This window comes from Drancourtella sp. An12 (assembly GCF_002160935.1).
Taxonomy (GTDB): domain Bacteria; phylum Bacillota; class Clostridia; order Lachnospirales; family Lachnospiraceae; genus Sellimonas; species Sellimonas catena.
Map to the genome: position 1 here is coordinate 24,354 of NZ_NFLO01000026.1, position 20,726 is coordinate 45,079.

Consider the following 20,726-nt stretch of genomic DNA (forward strand, 5'->3'; position numbering starts at 1 on the left):
TCATTCTTAAATCCAGTGAAAATACTCTCTCTGATAGCGTGCTTTCTCCCCCGTCATCAGAAGAATGTCATCGCAAAGCGCCAGAACCTTTCCTTTCTCCCGAAGCGAGTCCGTCTTTACCGTACTCATCAGCTCCTCGATCAATGCATAGGCTGCCTGTTTTTTCTCCTCCGGATATCCGGTCATCGGCTCTTCAAATTTTCGGCTTTTCTGATAGACCTCACGTATCAAAAGCTCCTCCCTGGCCATGGAAAGCCTGTCCTGCGGAATCTCACCCTTTATCACTGCGCGATAGCATAAATAAAGAAGCCTCGCATCGTTCAGCGCATTATGAAGTGCTCCATCCACCGAGACATTCAGGATTCTTCCCATCTTTTCCAGGGAAAGACTCCCGTCCTTTCCAAATAAAGTAAAAAATAACTGAAGCGAAATATCCCTCATTCCTTCACCGATCCGGTACAGCTCCTCTTCCTCTTCATTCAGAAGCAGATTATCCAGAAAGACCGGCTTATCCGCGCTTCCAAAGACAAAGGTCTGCCGGATGTTCCATTTACGATACAGATCCAGCACTTCACGAAAAACCCGGCCGAATCCAGGCGCGTGGTCGACTTCCACCTGCCTGAGTCCTGTCAGCTCCATGCAGTATGGATTCAGCACAGTATTAAATTTAGGGCGTACAAGAGAATAGTATGATTCTTTTTCCTTCATACTTTTCCTCTCAACGATCAATATCCCGACGGAAATGATTTCCGTCGGGTATTTATTCTGATCCCCTGTATTATATTCCAGATCCAGAAACGCGATATAATTTCCAAGTCTCTCCTTCTGCCAGCCCTGCAGGCCCTGCATGGAAATCCGCCTGATTGACCGGATCTGTCCTTTATATTTTCGTTTAACCGCCGGTATGGACTGCTGCCCTTTTACGAGCTTGACACTTTCATCTTTCAGTGTAATCTCATACCACTTGTTGTCATGTTCTTTCCGGTATCTGTTCATCGTTTCACTCCTGTCATGATGTACAACCATATTATATGGTCTGTATCCGGAAAAATCAAGTAGTATGCCGGACCTACTGATTTGACTGGCTGGAAATCAGTGTCACTGTAATATCCTGGGAGGTGTATTCCCCGTCTGATCCTGCGGACTGTACAGTCAGCGTAACATCTTCACCTGCACGGTAGTAGCCCAGTTCATTCTGAAGATCGCTGGTATCTGAGATGGTTGTTCCATTCAACGCGGTAATAATATATCCACGCTTCAGGTCGGAATCTGTATTATCCTGTGTAAGACCTGTAATATAAACGCCCTGTGGCATTCCGTAACGTTCTGCCGTTGTCTCATCGATATCCATTACCTGAACTCCGAGACTTCCCTGTTCCTCTTCACTGACTCTTGTCTTTGTCTGCTGGTTCATCAGATTCTGAATAATATCAGAAACTTCGGAAACCGGAATGGCATATCCCATACCCTCTACAGACGAATCACTGATCTTCGCACAGTTGATGCCGATGACCTCACCTTTTGTATTCAGAAGCGCGCCGCCGCTGTTACCAGGGTTGATCGCTGCGTTTGTCTGAATCAGAGTTCCGTCATATCCGCTGATCTCTCTGTCCTTTGCACTTACAATTCCGTTCGTTACGGACTGTCCGTATCCAAGTGCGTTACCGATTGCAATGACTTCCTCTCCAACCTGCAGTGCGTCAGAATCTCCAAGAGTCGCTGTCTTGATTGCTGACTTTGTATCACTGCTGATGCTGTCAAGCGGAACAGCTACAACCGCAAGGTCTTTATCGGAATCGGAACCCTTGATATTGGCTTCCAGACTGGTTTCATCATTAAATGTTACTGTCAGGGTATTTGCATTCTCTACTACATGAGCATTCGTCACAATCAGAAGCTCTGTATCATTCTCTCCGATGATAATACCGGAACCTACACTCGTGGATTCCTGCTGGGATGTACCGCCGAAGAAGTTCTGTACTTCTTCCACTGACATATTCTGGATCGATACAACAAACGGCATGCTCGCTTTGACCAGATCCGTCAGATCTGTATCGGTTGTCCCTGAGGAGACCTGGGTCAGACTTGCTGTATCCGCCTGCGCAATCTGATTGGAAGAGCTGCCGCTTCCGCCCACCAGATAATTGACTCCATAAAATGCTCCCCCTGCTATGCCGCCAAAGAGAACGGCCAGCCCTGTAACTGCCGCGACCGTCTTGACGCCTTTTCTCTTCTTTGGGGACTTCTTGTGCGGGTCCTGCTCCGGAGTCTGCTGTCCATATGGATAAAAAGAATCCTGCTGGTAATTCTGCTGATAATCGTTCCGGTAATTCTGATATCCTTCGTATCCCTGTGACTGATCATTTGTCATATTGTCTTTGTTCTCTTCAGTATTTTTATGGAAATTGAAAAACTGTTTTTTCATAATTATGCACTTCCTTTTTTTATCCTTGTTTCCTTTTTACATCTATTACTATAATGTCTCATTGTGGTGATCATGTGATGAAATTTTGAAAAAAGTATGTCCTGTCACTTTTTCTTATTTTTTCCTAAATTTGCTGAAATGCAAATAGAAATCCGATATAATGAATGAAGTATATGTTACTTTTGCATTCTATATTTATTAAGGAGGGAATTGCATTTTATGAGTCGAAAAAGAAGACGTTCTTCTTCCCGGAAGAAATCCATGGTTCTTCCCGTGATCCTGATTGTGGCAGTCATTGTCATAATCGCAGCAGGAGTATTTCTTTTCTTCCGTCTGCGCGGTACAGGAGAGAATCCTTCCGATATTCTGAAGAATTATTTTTCCTATATCACTTCACAGGATTATGAAAAGATGTACAATCTTGTAGATGCCGGGGATGTCTCCAAAGATGATTTCATTTCAAGAAATCAGAACATTTACGAAGGAATCGGCTGTTCCGATGTCCAAGTAGAGATCAAATCCGAAGAAAAGGACAGTGTTTCCTATTCGGTTACTTTGACAACGCTTGCAGGCGAAATTTCTTATGATAATACCGCTCGCTTTACAACTGACAGTGAAAAAGGAACCGTCCTTGTTTGGGATGACAGCGTGATCTTTCCGGAGCTGACTTCGACGGATAAAGTCAGAATCTACACCGATGAGGCCGCACGAGGCCAGATCCTTGACAGAAATAATGTCGTACTTGCAGGTACCGGCACCGCCTATTCCGTCGGTCTTGTTCCTGGAGAGATGAATGAAGATCATTCTGCGGACGTTGAGACACTGGCAGAACTTCTCGGGATGACCAGTGACGCCATCGAATCCGAACTCTCACAGGGCTGGGTGACAGATGACTCTTTCGTGCCGCTGACAACCATCTCCGCTTCCGATGCGGATCTTCGAAGCCAGCTTCTCGAGATTTCCGGTGTGATGCTCTCTACTGTAGAAGTCAGAAACTACCCTTACGGAGAAGCCGCCGCACATCTGATCGGATACGTGTCCAGCGTCACTGCCGAAGATCTGGAAGAACATCCGGACGAAGGATACTCTTCTGACAGCGTCATCGGAAAAAGCGGGCTGGAATCTCTGTACGAGGACGAACTCCGCGGACAAAGCGGTTATACCATAGTCATCGAAGATGAAAACGGGGAACAAAAGTCTGTTCTCGCCTATCAGGAAAAGACAGATGGTGAGGATATCCGGCTGACCATTGATATTACACTGCAGCAGTCTCTGTACGAACAGTTCCAGGAAGATGAAGGATGCTCCGTCGCTATGAACCCGTACACCGGCGAGGTGCTTGCCCTTGTAAGTACACCATCCTACGACACAAACCAGTTCATTCTCGGTCTTACTACCGATCAGTGGGATACGCTGAACAATGACGAAAGCCAGCCTCTTTACAACCGCTTCCGTCAGACCTTCGCTCCGGGCTCCACGTTGAAGCCGTTTACAGCAGCCATCGGTCTGGCAGAAGGAACAATCGATCCGAATCAGGATTATGGAAGCAATGGCACAAGCTGGCAGAAAGACTCCAGCTGGGGCAGCTATTATGTAACTACTCTGCAGGACTATTCACCGGGTACTCTGGAAAATGCACTGATTTACTCAGATAATATTTTCTTTGCCAAGGTGGCTCTGAATCTCGGAGCAGACAAGTTTACCGCCGGTCTGGACAAATTCGGTTTCAATCAGGTCGTTCCGTTTGAGATCAAGATGTCCCAGTCCCAGTACGACAACGACGGCTCCATCACCGAGGAGATCCAGCTTGCCGACAGCGGTTACGGACAGGGACAGGTACTGGCCAATCCGCTTCATCTGGCTGTTATGTATACGGCCTTTTCCAATAACGGAAGCATGATTCAGCCTTACCTGATTTACAAAGACAATCCGTCTGCTACCGTTTGGATTGAAAACGCGATCTCTCAGGAGAATACATCCATTCTCACAGAAGATCTGAAATCCGTAGTCAACAACCGGGCCGGCTCCGGCTATGCGGCACACCGCAACGATACGGAACTCGCAGGAAAAACCGGAACTGCGGAGCTCAAATCCGAACAGGGAACTACCGGTCAGGAAATCGGCTGGTTCAGCGTCTTCACCACCGACGCGAACGCAGCCAAACCAGTACTGCTTGTCAGCATGGTGGAACATGTAGAAGATAAAGGCGGAAGTACGTATGTTGTAGAGAAGGACGATGCTGTATTGGATGAGTATCTGGGATCATGATGGATGAAGCCGGGAAATGATGATTTTGAAATTTCAGGGGAAGGTGTGACTCATAAGAGTCACACCTTCCCCTGTTTAGAACCGGCTATTTCCTGACGGCCCCTTGTCTTATTATTCTACTTTTTCTTTTACTACAGTAACCTGACACCGCTTTTTATAACAGGCAATGCCGTACTTCAGAATCGAGTTGCAGCCCTCTTCCCGTAATTCTTCCGCATATCTGTTTTTATCGATTTGAGCAATGGCTTCCCGACAGACGACTTCAAACTGACTTTTCTCTGCATATTTGACTTCTATAATTATGCCAAGTTCCTTTTCTTCATCGTAAATCCAGATATCGCTGTATCCATTTCCGGATTCCTTATTGGATTTCAAAATCCAGCCATCCTTATATCCCAGTATTCCAAGAAGGATGCCGTGATAAAAGTTTTCTTTCAATGTCTTTTGTACAAACGTATCCCGAATGCTGATGGATTTCTTCAAATAAGAACTAAAGAGCTTCTCTACTTCGGCAGCATTCCCCTGCTCCAATGCATTGCAGAAAGATTCCAGAAGTTTCCCGTCCTTTGCAACTTCTTTCTTAAACATCGCCATAATCTGTCTGATGAAGATACTTCTAATCTCCAGATTTGGAATTACCAGCTTATATCGATCACCATCTGCAGGCTCTTGTCTGGTCAGATACCCGGTCATAAAAAGCATACTCCATAAGTGATTCACAGAATCATAAATCTCATGATACGTCAAATCCTCATGAATTTCTTTCCCTACTTCCTTCCCATCAATCAGCGCTTCCATTTCACCTTTCATCACTCCATTTCCCATCTTTTCAATGAAGTGACGTACAACGTCATTTCCGCTCGTATTGATCCAGTAATTTTTTGGCGCAGCGTCTTTATCATCTATCAAATCATCACAATAACTGATGACGTCCCACGGGCAGTAGACATCCAACGTTCCAAAATGATAGCCATCATACCACTCCCGGACAGTCTGAACTTTCGCTTCCTGTCCATAATATGCCAGCATTTCCTTTACTTCACTGTCCGTAAACCCAAAATATTCATCAAACCGAACGTCTGTAATAGAATAAATCTTGAAATTATTTAGTCCAGTGAAAATACTCTCCTTTGCCACGCGCAGACAGCCTGTCAGCACTGCAAAATAGAGGCTGGAGTTCGTTTTCAAAACCTGCTGAAGCAGATTTCTCATCAAAAACACCATTTCATTATAATATCCCTGCTCGTTGGCTTTTGACAGCGGAACATCATACTCATCAATCAGAAGGATCACTTTTTTCTCATAGTGTTTCTCCAAAAGTGAAGAAAGGGTCTTTAAACTTCCCATCAATACTGAATCCGACATTGCGAAACTGCCCCTCTGTTCATGGTCTGTACAGACTAGCTGTTCATACTGCCGACGTTCCACTTCATTCAGTTTTGGACTGGATTTAAGAAGTTCATAAAACCGAAGTGCTTCATTTCCAATCACAGAACATAAAAGTGTACGTGCAACATCATAGTCGGATCCTTCCACATCCTTCAGACTGATAGAAATCACAGGAAACTTTCCCATATACTTTTCGCACAGTTCTTTCTCCTTTGAAATTTTCAAGCCATCAAACAGCAGCGGGTCCGTTCCGATTTCAAAAAATGATCTCAACATACTCATATTCAACGACTTTCCGAAACGCCTCGGACGCGTAAACAGATTCACTTCGCCCCATCTTTGAATCAAATCCCGAATCATTACCGTTTTATCTACATAATAAAAATCCTGTGTACGGATCTTTTCAAAACTTTCGATTCCTACCGGCAGCTTTTTCTTATTCTTACCGTTCATCCGCTCACCAGTCCTTTCTCATATTATTTCTCTATGTCATCAATGAATTTATTTTACCATGGGAAGGACAGTTCTTCAAGGCTGGCGAACAGCTGCTTCAAGCAATCAATCATAGAATACTTTTCTGCGGATTATTACTATGTATAAATACATCTATCTTCTGTACACTGCCTTCTTTTTGATTCAGTCTATAATTCTTTTAAAGATCTTCTTGAAAATTTCCAGTACAAATGGTTCGCGTGTAATCAGTAAACAAATGAAATACATACCAAAAAAGAGGCATGCAGATACCAATAGAGTCAGAAAGCTTCCAAGATTAAATTTTAAGACCCATACAGAAGCAAAGCTTCCCAAAAAAACTGCCGGCAGTAATTTCCCGTACTGGATCTCTCTGAAACTATCACGAATCCTGTTTCGAAGTGCGAAATACTGAATTACAAAAACTACAAATTCTGCCGCCAAGGTGCCAAGTGCCGCTCCAGCTGAAGCCATTTGAGGAATCAAAATAGAATTAAGAACGCAATCAGTTACAGCACCTGCAATCTCCGAATATAGTACCATTTTCTCTCTCCCCATTGGTATTAATATCTGAATTCCAAGAACATTGGTAATACCAATCAGGAGCAGCGTCGGCATGATAATCTGCATCGGAAGCACAGCTTCTTCATAAGCAGGTCCTGATAAAAAATAGATGCCCTGCCGTGCAAATAAAATAAAGTAGATCATAAGCGGCAAAGATAGTATAAAAACAAAATTTAAACTCCTTTTTGAAATCCTCCGAAATTCTTCAAGCTGTCCTTTTTCTACATAGTAAGATGCTCTTGGAAGCAGAACTGTTCCTAACGAGGTGACAATACTTACTAATACCGTTTTAATCTTTACCGCTGCATTATAATATCCCACGTCCTTATCTGTTGTCATAAAGCCGAGCATAACAGTGTCCAGGTTCGTGTAAATTGTTGTGGCACAAGCCATTGCAAAATAAATGATAACTGCTTTCATATGGCGCATCGGATGATAATTGCCAACAGGCCGCATATCAATGTATTTATGAATATTCAGCAGATTCATGATATTGGATGCAGATGCTGCCAATATAGTGATTCCTCCGTAAATAACATAATCGCTTTGTTGATGAACCAGCAAAAACATTGCGATTAATGCTATCATTTTGAAGGCAACGGAGCGGATTGTAATATATGAATATTGTTCCATTGCTTTATACAGCCACTCCATGCCAATTGCACTCAGTATAATGGAAAAACTGATAATAATGTAAAGAGTTCTCTCTTCACGAAGTCTTGGAACAAATATCAGCCCCAGTATGAGTGCAATATAAGCGAAAACACTCATGACCAGATTAATCATCAGTAATTCATGCGCTGTACGCGTCAGTTCCTCACGATCATCCCGTACTTTTGCACAGGCAGATATGCCGTAGGTTGGTATTCCCAACTGGGCAAACATATTAAAATAAGAAATGAGCGACACAGCAAAGGAGACTTTTCCTGTACCGGCCGGAAGCAGGATATGAGAAATATAAGGAAATGAAATCAACGGAAAGATAAATGAGGATACATTTAAAATAATATTCATCACAAAATTCCTTTTTATCGATGAATTCTGATTCATTCATTGCTCTCCTTTCGGTAACAGTTGCTGATTATGCTTCGACTATTTGGATCGCATGTTTAAGCGCCCGTTCTGTATAATATCCGCTTCGGATTTTTTCCCCCTCCAGTCTGGCAGCTTCGCACATTGCTTCATAGTCTTCCTGGGAAAGTGTGCGGATTCGTTCTGCGATTTCATCAAGAGAAGAAACAGTAAATCCAATATTGTTTTTGCAGACATAATCTGCCAGTGCAGATTCATTCCATACAATTACCGGCATATTCGATGCAAGATACAGTGAAATTTTGTGTGGATTATTATATCTCAGATATTCTCCTGTATTTCCCGCACATGTTTTAGTTGAACAGCCATCCCACACAAGCCCAAAATCCCCTGCTAACTGGCCTGGCAGTTCTTCCGGCTCAAAGGCGCCATGATAATCCATATTTTCTGAAGCCAGGTTCTCCTCAAATTCTACACCATATAAATGAACTGTTAATAAGCTTCGAGGCCAGGCCATCTGATATATATAATTGCTCTTCTTAGGGCTTAAATTCCCGGCAATCGCAATAGAAGGGGGCTCCGATAATGACAAATTACGATCCGGAACACAATCTGTAAGATAATCAAAAACGCCCAGGCTGATCACTTTTTGTGGCTCAAATCCCTGACTGATCAGATATTTTCTCATAGCAGAATTATGACAGATCACAACATCAAAATGCTTGAGAAGGATATTGTCCGCGATATGATCAGTATTTTCTTTTTGTTTCGAGTATGTAACACCTATCCCCTTCCGTAAAGATTCCAAATCGTGGATTAATGCGATAAATTTGCATCTTCTGTATTTCCTCATGAACGGAATAATCCGTTCGATCAGCCGATTGCCGTATAAAGGATGCTGAAACAAAATAATATCGCCTTTATGTACAGAAAAAAAAGTTTTTATCCATGGAAAAGTTCCAACTGTTAATAACCATATTTTCTTATATAATGTAGATGCTTCATTCGGAAAAGGTCGAAAAAACAGTGGCTTCATTCCTGATCGAAAGCATATTTCCGCAATATCCTTAGGTGCTTTGGATCCTGCATTTTTCTTATAAACTTCTGCATACCTATTTTTGGTAATAAACCAATACATGATCATCATTCCTTATTCTATCGTTTCGTTTATATTTACAGTTAAAATTAAAACTGCCGGGGCTGACTCATTTCCATCAGAATCTGTGACATAGAATGCAAGCGGATATACTCCCGGCGAATTTAGATTGTATTCCCCCTCCATACGGCAGTTCTGCAGTAATGTCTCATACGAATCTTTGTCATCTTCCAAAGTAACAAGATACTGTTGCAGATCAAATGACTCTCCAAGCTGCAGGTTTACTGCATTTTCAATCTCTATAACCGGCTTTCCTGATTCATCTTCATTGCCGGTATTGTCCCCGTTCAATTCCTCATTAATGATATTTGCTGCTTCACTGCCGACTGCTGCCAGGACGTCATTATAAATCTGTGCCGGGGTTTTTAAATAAACAAGCCTCTGTTTCACTGCCATATTATTACTGCTGTCAAGTACTCTGTAATTTGCAATTGCATACGAATTATTTTCATATATATTTACTGAATATACAATTACGTTGCCGGAAAGGTCGCCATCTTCCTTATCAGAAGCTGTAACACCGCTCAACAGACACGAATAATCTTTTTCTAATACTTCTGATACCTCTGTTTCGGTCAACTGTACAGATTCTGTCTCTAATGAGATTTCCGGAGGTGTAGTATCCCGGTTTAAAAGATAAATAAGTACTAAAATTCCTAAAATCACACAAAAAACAAGCAATAAAATGGTAATAACTAATTTTCCATTGAATTTTCGAAATATCTTCTTCATATTACTGTGCCTTAATCATAATACTTACTATAATTGCTATAGTAATACTTACTTGTTCCATAAGTTCCATATAATGCTCTATTAGAAAATTTGATCTTGTTTAATACTGCGCCCAGAATCATGCCGCCCGCACGTTCAATCTGTTGTAGAGCACGTCTTACTATACGACAGCTGACCATATCAGATGCAATCACAAATAAGACCCCATCACATTTGGAACAGATAACAGCCGGATCAATTACGCTTGCCATCGGCGGAGCATCAATCAGTACATAATCAAACTCTTGTCTACAGGCATTTAACAATTTTGTAAATGCTTCACTGCCAAGAAGTTCTGCCGGATTTGGCGGTGTCGTACCAGAAAGCATAATATACAAATTCGGTTCATCTGTCTGCCATAACGCATCGGAAATAGAAACTTTCCCGGCGAGGAAATCTGATACACCTTTTTTATCCTGTCTGGAAATACCAAACAGTTCAGACCATCTTGATTTTCGCATATCACAATCCATCATCAAAACTTTTTTCCTGCTTTTTGCTATTTCATTTGCAAGCCGCAGTGAAACTGTTGATTTCCCTTCACCCGGGATGCTGCTTGTTATCAAAATTACTTTCGGCACATTTTTACAAAAGTCGATATTGGCTCTTAAAGACTTATAGTTTTCTTTCAGCCTCGCTGAAATACTTATATATTTTTTTACCTCAATTTTTTTTGCTTCCATGTACACCACCTCCTTTTTTTTGATGTTTCTTCCCTTCATAGGATATCGTGCCCAGTACAACCAGGTTTAGCCTGTTCTCAACATCATCTGCAGATACAATTTTATCAATTACTAGATAACGAATTATGACTATTAATGCAGAAATAAAGATGGTCAGGCAGGCAAAAATCACTGCATAAATCGCAGGTGTTATATTCGGTTCAAGTGGAAGATTTGCCTCTTCCCATACAGTAACCCCTTCGATTCCCATTTGAGTTTCGATGGCTGTTGTCGCAATATCTCTCAGATAAATAGCAAGATTGCGGGCAAGATATGGATCCGTGTCCTTAACTGAAATTTCTATAATTCGTGTATCTGTCGGGTTATTGACCGTTATTTTGTTCAAAAAGCTCTCATATGTTATGTCTAAATTATAATGAGAAATAACAGGTTCTATAACATCCCTTCCCTGGACTAACTCAATATAGTCTGTTGTTAAGAGAGAGCCGACTTCCAGATTAACATATGCTGACTGTCCTTCTGTTTCCTGTGGCATTACATAGATTTTAGTAGTGGATTCATAATTCAGAGGAATGATGGTGGAACATGCCAAATAGGTCAGCAATCCACAGAACAATCCGCATAATATAATAATCAGACTCTTGTCTAAAAGTTCCATAAAGAGAGCTTTAAAGTCAATAGTGATTCCCCGATCTTTAGTTACAGCAAATTCTCCAATTGAATTCTTCACGTTTTACTCCCCTTTACTATTCAAAATATACTGATTCAGAAAACGGTTGATTTCAGAAAAAACTGTCTCATCCTCCAACAGGCTATGAGTCGCACCCGGAATAACCGTTAACTCAGCAGTAACTCCTTTTTCTTCAAGTGCATTACACAGATTTTCAGACAATGATATTGGAACACTTGTATCATCACTTCCGTGCAATATTAGAACCGGTGGAAGATTTTGGGTTATATTATATAAAACATCTACCTTGTTAATTTCAGTGAACACATCGGTTCCATAAACTCCGTCAAATATAAAAGATGCTTCAACAAGCGGAAGTTCTAATCCATCTATTTGTATATTATTGTATACATAATATCGAAGATCACTGGCGGGAGCTAATAAAACAGCCCCTTTTAGCTGGAAAGGATAATTTTCCGGATGATCTGCAATCTGCTCGGAAAGATGGCCAGCCAGCTGTCCTCCTGAAGAATGTCCGATTAACACTACTTTGTTTGTATCAATCTGGTAATCCTCTGCATGACCTGCAAGAAAGTCTGCCGCTGCGGAGACACATGCTTCTTCTTCCGTAATGCTGATACACTCACCATGAAGCGCATTCAACATATTCAGCAAGTCATAATTAACTGACGCTGTTGTATAGCCCAACGCTGAAAAGGTATACAAAAGTGAATTCATATCTTCTTTTGAACCGCTACTCCAGCTCCCTCCATGAACAAAAATTAAAAGCGGTTTTTTCTTTCCATCATCTTTATAAGCAACATCAAGATAACAGTTATTTTGATCTGTTACCTGGTATTGGATATCTTTAAGAAGCGTTATATCCTCTTGAAGATTTTGATGAATCGTGACAGATTCTGAGGCCGATTCCGTCTTGTTTCGTACGATAAAAAAACCCATAACTATGATTAACATAGCAACAACAATCAAGCCAATTATCATCATGGTCCTGCGCTTCATATAGTTATCCTCTCAACCGATCGATTATAATATTGCAAAGTTCACCGACTGTTTTGACATGCTCAACCATCTTTGGTGATAAGTCGATTCCGTATATATCTTCCAGTTCACCCAGCAGCATAAAAACTTCCATCGAAGCCAATCCAAGCCCATGGACGACTTCTGTATTTTCAGTTACTTCTGCTTCTGTTTCTGTAATTTTAATAATAGACTGAATAATATCTTCTTTTGCTTCCTGTACTGTCATAAATACCATCCTTTCTTTTAATAGAATTGAATTTGAAAAACTATATTCTTATCTGATTTCTGACTATTTTTCCTGTTGCACTCTTCGGAAGAGGTGACTGCCAGAAATACAAATCATAAACCTGTTTATATGTAGGCATTTGGTCGTTATATTCTGATACAAAATTATGAATCCGTTGTCTGATGATACTTTTTTCTTTCTCAGTACATTCATCCTGGTAATTCGGCCAAATAACTGCCCAGAGTTTGTCCTGATGCTCTTTAACAATTACCTCTGAAATATCCGGTGATAAAGACAAATTCCCTTCTAACTCTTCGGGACTAATATTTTCACCATTTGACAATATGATCAGATTCTTTTTCCTTCCAGTCAAATAATAATATCCATTTTCATCAACAGCAGCCAGATCTCCTGTATGATACCATCCGTCCTTCAAGGCTTCTTCAGTAGCCTCTGGATTTTTGTAGTATCCTGTCATAATTGTCCTTCCGCGAAGCAACAGTTCTCCATTTTCAATTTTGACCTCAGCATTTTGGGGCTTGCCTAAACTATTCGGTGACTCTTTTGTCGCCTCATGAATAATAACACCAACCGTACTTTCTGTTGCTCCATAAATATTGAAAACAGCTATCTGCTTTTTTCTAAACGTCGGTATCAAATCTGTCGGGAGCTGTGCGCCTCCACATACAATCCATCTCAGACTTTCTCCCATCGCAGAGGAGGAGACATTTTCTTTCTTTTTATTGAATTCATGTTCTATTGCCTGAAGAAGTGAAGGTACTGCAAAAAGTGAATTAGGCTTAATTTGTTCCAGTCCCCTTTTCAATTTCATTGGTCCATCAATAATCCCTAAAGTACAGTTATCTTTAAAAAGAATCGCAAGGGATGTGAACAACGCCCCTGCATGGTGCAATGGCATAACAGTTAAATGAACGGCTGTCTCTTTTAATACTGTTGTCAGATAGTGATGAATACCGGCTATAACTGCACGATTAGATAACATAACGGCCTTTTCTTCCCCGGTGGTTCCAGAAGTATACAAAATACACATGATATCTTCTAAATCGGCATCCGATGATTGGATCGTAATATAATCTTTCTGATTCAATTTTTCCTGTATGCAGAATATCGGATCATTCATATCCTTTGTAGCTTCCTTTATCCGCGCTTCTAAATCAATGTCAAAAAACAGTGCAGATACATCAGTTTGTTTCATTGCTCTTTCAATTTCTCTTTCATTCAGGTCCGGATTCATTAGAACAGCAGTGGAACCTATATTTGCAATAGCACAGAATACAATTAACCATTCAGCGCTATTTCTTCCTATAATACCTATATGCTTTTTTTGCAGATTTTCGTTCAGTAACATGGCAGACACTTTTTTTACTTCGTTTAGGAATTCATCCGATGACATATTGACGAGATTTCTCCGGATCAAATACTGGATGAATGGTACATCATCAGAAGAATGTTCTATATGTAAAAGGATATCATGCATATTTTTTATCGTATTTAAGCTCATAATTTTCCTTCCTTATTTAATAATCATTTTTGAATGGTTTTCTTTCTTTTTTATTTTTTTCAATGTTTTATTGACAATTCCAATCAGCCTAAGTCCTGCAAATATAACTATGCATCGTAACAAGAAGCAAAGAATCACAGCAAAATATGTATTTCCTGGAAACAAATATTCAAAACGATACCATGGAAATACTTTTTCTTCAAAGCCATGGATACAAAGGATCCCAATCGTATTAGAACCAATATATTGGAAACATTTTGTCAGCTTATTTTCTACTTCAAATGAAGAAATCCAGGCAAAAAAGCGACAGAATAGTATTCCCAGGCATGCCGCACCTAAGATGTCCAGAGGACCTAAACGCCATGTAAAGCTGTACATATCACACAATCCAAATGCGAATGTAATCAAAGAAGGTATCGCTAATATAAAACTTTCACCAAAGGATATATTTGCTTTTTCCAACCACTTGTGTTTCCTCATTTGATTTCCAATATAAAGGAAACCAGGTGCAATCAGCATATTCGGAATGGAATAAGCCCATACCTTTGATATCAAAGTAAGTATCCACCCTGCAAAGACACAGCCTATGATAAGGCAGAATTGTATTTTTCCTCTTGTTAGACGGGATATTGCATTATAAATGATCCATCCTCCAAATAAAGCCCAAAAGAACCAAAACATAGATATATGGTCAACCTCTAATCCCATGATTGTGCCTTTCCATCCCTGGTTGAGTGCAAGTAAATAAGAAAAAATGTACTGTCCACCAAACTGCCAGAAAGAACGTTGTTCAATAACTGCCAATCCGAATTTTGCCAGCAACACCAAACAAGCAGTAATAAAATATGGTCTTATCAGCAATTTTATCTGAATTTTTATGCATTTTTTCATTTTTTTAGTATGAAAGCCATAGCCGCTAATAATCAGAAACATAGCCATAAGACCTGCACCTAAATTAAATACTGATCGCCATGTGACTGTATAAAAATAAAATACCGAATGACATATTAGTACATATAAAACTCCACAGCCACGCGCAAAATTGAAGAAGCCAATGGTATTCGTATCTATTGCTTTATGTATTTTCATGAGTATTTCCTCCTTACACCTCATCAAGTATTCTTCCTTATAAAATATAACTTCTGACGTATAAGAAAAGGTTTCACTCAATAACAATTTTAGGGTGTATTCCTTTTCTTTTTTTTCTTTTCATTTGCTTGATAAAAAATTCAAGCATCTTAAGCCCAATGTATATAACTGCACCCCGTAAAGCAAAACATATAATTACAGCAAATATCTTTTTTTCTGAGAATATATGTCCAAGACGGTACCATGGAAACACTTTTTCCTCAAATGCATGAATACAAAGTATCCACAATGTATTAAAACCAATGTTATTAATACTGCGAATAAATAAATTGTTTTTCAAATGTGGATTCAGCCATACGAAAAACATAAGATATATAATTCCAACACACCCCAATCCCAGAATATCAATTACTCCCAGTTTCCATTGATTGTAGTACATATGAACATTGCCAAAAAATAAGGTTATTATTGCTAATATGATCACACCGGAAAGCTTACGAACCGATATTTCTCTTTCAAGAAATTTTGACTTCCACATCTGATGTCCTAAAAACAAATATCCCACGGCAATTAACATATTGGGAATACAGTAAAACCACACTTTCGATATGCAGGTTAATATCCATCCTAAAATTACGCAGCACGAAACAAGTAAGCGCTGTATGATTGTCGATTTTATATTAGCAATCTTATTGTAGATTACCCATCCCCCGAACAGTGCCCAAAAAAACCAGAACATCCCCAGATTATCAACTCGCAGCCCCAGTATTGTACCTTCCCAGCCATCATTAATCCCAAAAAGATAAGAAAAAATATACTGGCTTCCGAATTCTTTAAATGAGCGATTTTCTATAAATGCCAACAGCAGTTTCGCAAGTATGACCATACCTGCTGTAAACCAGTACGGTTTTAAAAGGAGTTTGAATTGTGTCCGAAGACACTTCTTTGATGTTCTTACATGAAATCCGTAGCCACTGATTATAAAAAACATCGCCATAAATCCCTCACCTAGATTGGTCCAGAAGCCATCATAATCAAGCGGAATAAAAATCAAGACCGAATGAAAAAACAATACATATACCATTGCAATTCCTTTTGCAAAGTTAAAGTAGCCAATTGAATTTTTGCTAATTGTATCTTTACGGCTCATAAATCGTTTCCTCCATATTCACCGAATATTTCTTTATCTCCGCCAGATGCACCCCGATCAAAAATGCAAATGGCACGGCCATCGTATTGACAAATGCAGATTCACTTGTGCTGGAGATCAGCAAATATAAAATCATGGTAAGTGCAGATGCAAATAAATATGCATTGTATTTCCTCAGTTTAAACACTACTGATAAGAGAATCACTAATACTACTGCATAGCAAATTGTTCCCAGATACCCGGTCTGTCCCAGAATCATCGGCCAAAAGGTATCAGAGACAAAAGAACTGTAGCTTTTTGAAATTCCCCAGACATTCTGAATATGATAAAGAGAATATACCCTTGAATATGGTTCATCTGAAAATGTAGAAGCAAACGTTCCAAACCCGGTTCCAAACGGGAAATAATCTTTCGCAATAAGGAATGATACCTTTGTAAGTGCCGCCCGGGCTGATTCTGTTCCTAAACTTAAAAAATAGTAATTAAACTGCCTCTCAGCAACCAGGAGCATGGACACGAGTAATACGGCCCATGTGAAAAATCGAAATTCCCGCCTTTTTCTGCAAATAATAAAATATATAAAAAACAGACAGATCATTGCTCCAATTGCTTTTATTCGAAGTGTACATATTGTTACAAATCCCAGCATAATCAGATAAGGCAGAATCTCATCCCTGTAATATTCATATAAACGTAGCAATATTGAACACAAAAAGATACAGGCTGCTGCCAAATATGTGTATACAGAATAAAACAGACGGACAGCTCTTAGTCCCAGGCGCGTATCTGCCGGAAAAATGTGAAATACAAGATCCAGCAGGCACAGCACAAATAAAAAAATTGATAATCTTTTTATCCATCTCCAGCTGTACTGATAAATACTCTCCATATCGACATCTGAAAAAAATAAATAGCCGACTCCAATAGCAAGAAAAAATTTTAAATTCAAATACATATCTGATAATACTGTTGTTAACGGCTGAAATTTCAACGATAAATTGCCGTATAATCCACACGCTAAAAACAAGCAGAGAAATATGATCACTAATATTAATTTTAATGAAACTTTACAACGAAAATTTTGCTTTGTACCACTCATGATAAGTAAGGGAATGATACAGGCAGCAAACAGTTCATCCCAATAGCGCATTGGTGTAAAGATTTCCTGCAGTGGATTTTGGAATACAAAAATCAGAACCAATACTATAAAAATTCTTCTATACCATTGCTGTTTTTGTCTGGTCTCCATCATAAACTTCTTCCTTTTTCAATAATTTCCGGGGATTTTCATTCATAAGCAGTTTAAAATACCCCCGACTGGTGTTCTTTTTAATATATTCAGTGCAGTTTCTAAATTCTGGCGGGCGAAAATCGACACGATGACTGTCTGTTCCAAGAAGATCAATCTTTTTGTTTTTTAACAGCATTCTACAAAACATCGCTGTGCGAAAGCCATTTTTCCCGGTGATACTGTCTGAATTTACCTGTATCCATGCTCCGGCTTTTTTTAGATTATCCACAATTTTCTTTCGCTTCCTGACTACAAGGTAACGTTCAATATGTGCAAAAACCGGTATATAATTATTAGCAGTCAAAATATCAGCCATTCGATACAAGGTATCCTCATCACTGTCTGGTCGATTCTCTATTAAAATGTAACCATCTCCTATAGAACGGCAATCTCCATTCTTTAAATAATAAATCAATCCATCCTCCCAATACGCCTCATTCCACAGATAGATTCGAAAGTCCGGATCAATTTGTTTTGCCAGGCAGCGGGTCTGTTGAAGTGCTATATTCATTCTGTCTGCATTTTGTTTCCATCGCGATGGTTGGAAATGCGGAGTTGCAATGATTGTTCTTATGCCTTCCATATATTCCCTGCGCAAAAGCTGCTTTGTTTCCTTTAAGCTTCTTGCGCCATCATCAAGTCCCGGCAGAATATGACAATGGCAATCGTAAAATTTCCTGGTTCTGATATCAATATTCATAAGATGGTTTCTCCGGTAATCGTTCCTAAAAGACCGACTTTAACTATTAGCTATTTTCAACAACAAATATATAGCTGAATACATCCTTTTCTTTAATAAGAATGATATGAGTGCTTGTTTTATCGGATTTTTCCAGTAAGGATATACTTCCAGCACTTCTCTAAGTGTTTTATCATCACCTATCTGCTTAATTCTCTTAACAGCAAACGACTTTCCTTCTGTTTTAGATTTTGCTGCAATTTGCTTCAGACAAACTCTTGTATTTCCAAGAAACATTCTTTGGGCATTTAAAATCATTGTTTCAGAATTCGTAAATTGCGATATTCTTCTTTTCTCCTCCAGGTACAATGCACAGCACTTTTTAAAACGATCTGGATTATATTTATTTGTCAGCGATGATGGATTATCAATAATATGATAAAATGCGCAGTGACTTATATATCCTAATGATTTCGCATTTGGCAGGGCGTCCAAGTGGAAAATAATGTCTTCAGATATAAACTGCCGTTCCGAAGGAAATCGCAGCTTATTGTCATTCAGCCACGCTCTTCTATAGATCCCCTGCCAGGCAGACATGGCCAACTCCCTGTCAGATTTCGCAGTCGGGCCGGATCCTAACATTCCTGCTAAAACAACATTTACAATCTGCGGTTGTATAAAAATTTTTCCGGCATATTTAGGCTCACTCATCTTCTGCCTTCCATTTTCATCCTCGAGAATATACCCGGCAAAGCAAATATCCAATTTATTATGAATTGCAGATTTATACAGATTTTCGATTGCACTGTTATGTAAGTAGTCATCCGAATCAACAAAATAAACATATTCTCCTGTTGCAATTTCAAGGCCGCTGTTTCGTGCCAAACCCAGCCCTTCATTTTGTTTATGAATGACCTTAATACGATTATCATGCATTGCCGCTTCATCGCACTTTTGAGGGCATGAATCAGGCGATTCATCATCGACTAATATAATTTCAATATTTTTTAATGTCTGATTTAAAATTGTTTTCAGGCACCTGTCAAAATACTTTTCCACATTGTATACTGGCACTATTACGCTTACGCATGGCACTTGCATATCGCTTATCTCCCGCCTTTATATTTTCATTTTATATTTCTATCAAGTAACTTCTGATACAACAGTAACAGCTATGCTTTTTTTATGCGCATTCGAATCAGAAGTTCTTTAACATCCTGCTTAAAACATGGTTTAGGGAAATATCGTTTTACTTCCCTGTTAAAATTTTTCCCGGCCTTGATGGAGTGAAAAAATGCGCTCCGGCATTCAGGCATACGTGAAGGATGATCCAATTGCTGATTATTAGAAACAGCTATTTCCAAATTAACATCCCGCAGTTCAACATCAGCATTTTCCAGTATCTCCAATCCCTTTTCTGTCTGACATAAAACGAGTGAGATTCCATCCTTCTTATCTTCCAACGACAGTTCACTTCCCCAGGAGTCACCCAACGTTATATCCGATACTCTCTTTTTATCAGCGTACCGGCAATCATAGCAATTCTCTGTATAGGTAAGACCATTTAGAAAAGCAATTGTATATCTGTCGCTTACTCCTTTTGTAACAATGCTCTTGCAATCTACTTGAATCTGCATTTTCGCCTTTATACGGAAGATCATGGATCCGGATGACTTTAAGTTCTTATTGTATTGTTTTAAAAAAACATCTAACAGCTTCGGCGAAGGCGTTCCATGACAAATCAAGTCTGCCGTATAAAGATTGATTCCCAGTTTATCCCCCACATAGTTCTTTAATGCTGCCACCTGACATGGTAATCCGATAAATAATACTCTATTGTCTTTTTTTAAATCATCCCGGATTTCTTTGTAGCAACCGATCGGATTACTTTTTACATATTTTGAACCGGTAAATTGTTTTACCTCATCCTCTGTAACTGCTTTTTTAAATCTGAATTCACCATTCTCAAAACAGCAGCTATAAACAGGAGCTCCGGACTTGACAAATGCCAGAGAAACAGCTGTGGCAACCCCGCCTGAAGAACAATTTCCGCGGATCTTGATATCACTCGCCCATCCTTGATACCATTTCACTGGTTCTTTCTGTTCAGGTGTATGATTCTGCTGACAAACCTTGTGGCAGGCATTACAATTCACACACTTGTTTTCATCGATCACTGCATTATAAGAAGATAGAGTGTCCTTGATCATAATCGCTTCTTTCGGGCAGATTTCCACACATGCCATACAGCCGGCACATTGATGAAGTTCACATACTGTTTTCATTCTGCCCCTCCTCA

At 39.7% G+C, this 20,726-nt stretch carries 18 protein-coding genes; 1 reads left to right on the top strand and 17 read right to left on the bottom strand.

Annotated elements, in window-relative coordinates:
- Window positions 1–6: 6 nt before the first annotated feature.
- Together B5E64_RS16250 and B5E64_RS16255 are read right to left on the bottom strand one after the other, a co-directional pair.
- A complete protein-coding gene (locus B5E64_RS16250; RefSeq protein ID WP_162610214.1) occupies window positions 7–996 on the bottom strand; it encodes a 3'-5' exonuclease in 990 nt (329 codons plus the stop codon).
- Window positions 997–1,069: 73 nt separating this feature from the next.
- Entirely contained in the window at window positions 1,070–2,425 is a 1,356-nt protein-coding gene (locus tag B5E64_RS16255) for a trypsin-like peptidase domain-containing protein (protein ID WP_242960270.1), read from the bottom strand.
- Window positions 2,426–2,644: 219 nt separating this feature from the next.
- Here B5E64_RS16255 and B5E64_RS16260 point away from each other — a divergent pair, with 219 nt between their 5' ends.
- Window positions 2,645–4,693: a penicillin-binding transpeptidase domain-containing protein gene (locus B5E64_RS16260; RefSeq protein ID WP_087169505.1), complete on the top strand. Its 2,049-nt coding sequence runs from the start codon at window positions 2,645–2,647 to the stop codon at window positions 4,691–4,693.
- Window positions 4,694–4,804: 111 nt separating this feature from the next.
- Here B5E64_RS16260 and B5E64_RS16265 read toward each other — a convergent pair whose 3' ends face one another.
- The 15 genes from B5E64_RS16265 to B5E64_RS16335 form a co-directional block, all read right to left on the bottom strand.
- The gene (locus B5E64_RS16265) at window positions 4,805–6,535 is read right to left on the bottom strand and encodes an AAA family ATPase (RefSeq protein WP_087169506.1); all 1,731 of its coding nucleotides are present in this window, start codon (window positions 6,533–6,535) and stop codon (window positions 4,805–4,807) included.
- Between the two features lie 183 nt (window positions 6,536–6,718).
- Window positions 6,719–8,167, bottom strand: coding sequence for a flippase (locus B5E64_RS16270; RefSeq protein WP_087169507.1), 1,449 nt, complete (start codon window positions 8,165–8,167; stop codon window positions 6,719–6,721).
- A gap of 31 nt (window positions 8,168–8,198) precedes the next feature.
- On the bottom strand, window positions 8,199–9,287 hold the full coding sequence (locus B5E64_RS16275) for a hypothetical protein (protein WP_087169508.1): 1,089 nt from the start codon (window positions 9,285–9,287) through the stop codon (window positions 8,199–8,201).
- Between the two features lie 12 nt (window positions 9,288–9,299).
- On the bottom strand, window positions 9,300–10,037 hold the full coding sequence (locus tag B5E64_RS16280) for a hypothetical protein (RefSeq protein WP_087169509.1): 738 nt from the start codon (window positions 10,035–10,037) through the stop codon (window positions 9,300–9,302).
- An 11-nt stretch (window positions 10,038–10,048) separates the two neighbouring features.
- A complete protein-coding gene (locus tag B5E64_RS16285; protein ID WP_162610215.1) occupies window positions 10,049–10,759 on the bottom strand; it encodes a CpsD/CapB family tyrosine-protein kinase in 711 nt (236 codons plus the stop codon).
- On the bottom strand, window positions 10,740–11,489 hold the full coding sequence (locus B5E64_RS16290; protein ID WP_087169511.1) for a Wzz/FepE/Etk N-terminal domain-containing protein: 750 nt from the start codon (window positions 11,487–11,489) through the stop codon (window positions 10,740–10,742). Before B5E64_RS16290 ends, B5E64_RS16285 begins: the two co-directional genes overlap by 20 nt.
- 3 nt (window positions 11,490–11,492) lie before the next feature.
- Window positions 11,493–12,434, bottom strand: a complete 942-nt coding sequence (locus tag B5E64_RS16295) for an alpha/beta hydrolase (protein WP_162610216.1) — start codon at window positions 12,432–12,434, stop codon at window positions 11,493–11,495.
- 19 nt (window positions 12,435–12,453) lie between these two features.
- Complete coding sequence (locus B5E64_RS16300; protein ID WP_162610217.1) at window positions 12,454–12,696, bottom strand: acyl carrier protein; 243 nt, start codon at window positions 12,694–12,696, stop codon at window positions 12,454–12,456.
- A 40-nt stretch (window positions 12,697–12,736) separates the two neighbouring features.
- Window positions 12,737–14,218: a class I adenylate-forming enzyme family protein gene (locus tag B5E64_RS16305; RefSeq protein ID WP_087169514.1), complete on the bottom strand. Its 1,482-nt coding sequence runs from the start codon at window positions 14,216–14,218 to the stop codon at window positions 12,737–12,739.
- A 12-nt stretch (window positions 14,219–14,230) separates the two neighbouring features.
- Window positions 14,231–15,307, bottom strand: a complete 1,077-nt coding sequence (locus B5E64_RS16310) for a hypothetical protein (RefSeq protein ID WP_087169515.1) — start codon at window positions 15,305–15,307, stop codon at window positions 14,231–14,233.
- 73 nt (window positions 15,308–15,380) lie between these two features.
- A complete protein-coding gene (locus B5E64_RS16315; RefSeq protein ID WP_087169516.1) occupies window positions 15,381–16,457 on the bottom strand; it encodes an acyltransferase family protein in 1,077 nt (358 codons plus the stop codon).
- Window positions 16,447–17,709, bottom strand: coding sequence for a hypothetical protein (locus tag B5E64_RS16320; RefSeq protein ID WP_140398887.1), 1,263 nt, complete (start codon window positions 17,707–17,709; stop codon window positions 16,447–16,449). The genes B5E64_RS16315 and B5E64_RS16320 overlap by 11 nt, the downstream gene beginning before the upstream one ends.
- Window positions 17,675–18,448, bottom strand: a complete 774-nt coding sequence (locus tag B5E64_RS16325; protein WP_087169518.1) for a CpsB/CapC family capsule biosynthesis tyrosine phosphatase — start codon at window positions 18,446–18,448, stop codon at window positions 17,675–17,677. Before B5E64_RS16325 ends, B5E64_RS16320 begins: the two co-directional genes overlap by 35 nt.
- Before the next feature lie 39 nt (window positions 18,449–18,487).
- On the bottom strand, window positions 18,488–19,528 hold the full coding sequence (locus B5E64_RS16330) for a glycosyltransferase (protein WP_087169519.1): 1,041 nt from the start codon (window positions 19,526–19,528) through the stop codon (window positions 18,488–18,490).
- A 71-nt stretch (window positions 19,529–19,599) separates the two neighbouring features.
- Window positions 19,600–20,712 carry a Coenzyme F420 hydrogenase/dehydrogenase, beta subunit C-terminal domain gene (locus B5E64_RS16335; RefSeq protein WP_242960272.1) on the bottom strand — a complete coding sequence of 371 codons (1,113 nt, stop codon included), beginning with the start codon at window positions 20,710–20,712 and terminating at the stop codon, window positions 19,600–19,602.
- Between the last annotated feature and the right edge of the window lie 14 nt (window positions 20,713–20,726).

Excerpts from the sequence above, each read along its gene's own strand:
- B5E64_RS16250 (WP_162610214.1), bottom strand. The coding sequence starts at position 996 with ATGAACAGATACCGGAAAGAACATGACAACAAGTGGTATGAGATTACA.
- B5E64_RS16255 (WP_242960270.1), bottom strand. The coding sequence starts at position 2,425 with ATGAAAAAACAGTTTTTCAATTTCCATAAAAATACTGAAGAGAACAAA.
- B5E64_RS16260 (WP_087169505.1), top strand. The coding sequence starts at position 2,645 with ATGAGTCGAAAAAGAAGACGTTCTTCTTCCCGGAAGAAATCCATGGTT.
- B5E64_RS16265 (WP_087169506.1), bottom strand. The coding sequence starts at position 6,535 with ATGAACGGTAAGAATAAGAAAAAGCTGCCGGTAGGAATCGAAAGTTTT.
- B5E64_RS16270 (WP_087169507.1), bottom strand. The coding sequence starts at position 8,167 with ATGAATCAGAATTCATCGATAAAAAGGAATTTTGTGATGAATATTATT.
- B5E64_RS16275 (WP_087169508.1), bottom strand. The coding sequence starts at position 9,287 with ATGTATTGGTTTATTACCAAAAATAGGTATGCAGAAGTTTATAAGAAA.
- B5E64_RS16280 (WP_087169509.1), bottom strand. The coding sequence starts at position 10,037 with ATGAAGAAGATATTTCGAAAATTCAATGGAAAATTAGTTATTACCATT.
- B5E64_RS16285 (WP_162610215.1), bottom strand. The coding sequence starts at position 10,759 with ATGGAAGCAAAAAAAATTGAGGTAAAAAAATATATAAGTATTTCAGCG.
- B5E64_RS16295 (WP_162610216.1), bottom strand. The coding sequence starts at position 12,434 with ATGATGATAATTGGCTTGATTGTTGTTGCTATGTTAATCATAGTTATG.
- B5E64_RS16300 (WP_162610217.1), bottom strand. The coding sequence starts at position 12,696 with ATGACAGTACAGGAAGCAAAAGAAGATATTATTCAGTCTATTATTAAA.
- B5E64_RS16305 (WP_087169514.1), bottom strand. The coding sequence starts at position 14,218 with ATGAGCTTAAATACGATAAAAAATATGCATGATATCCTTTTACATATA.
- B5E64_RS16310 (WP_087169515.1), bottom strand. The coding sequence starts at position 15,307 with ATGAAAATACATAAAGCAATAGATACGAATACCATTGGCTTCTTCAAT.
- B5E64_RS16315 (WP_087169516.1), bottom strand. The coding sequence starts at position 16,457 with ATGAGCCGTAAAGATACAATTAGCAAAAATTCAATTGGCTACTTTAAC.
- B5E64_RS16320 (WP_140398887.1), bottom strand. The coding sequence starts at position 17,709 with ATGATGGAGACCAGACAAAAACAGCAATGGTATAGAAGAATTTTTATA.
- B5E64_RS16325 (WP_087169518.1), bottom strand. The coding sequence starts at position 18,448 with ATGAATATTGATATCAGAACCAGGAAATTTTACGATTGCCATTGTCAT.
- B5E64_RS16330 (WP_087169519.1), bottom strand. The coding sequence starts at position 19,528 with ATGCAAGTGCCATGCGTAAGCGTAATAGTGCCAGTATACAATGTGGAA.
- B5E64_RS16335 (WP_242960272.1), bottom strand. The coding sequence starts at position 20,712 with ATGAAAACAGTATGTGAACTTCATCAATGTGCCGGCTGTATGGCATGT.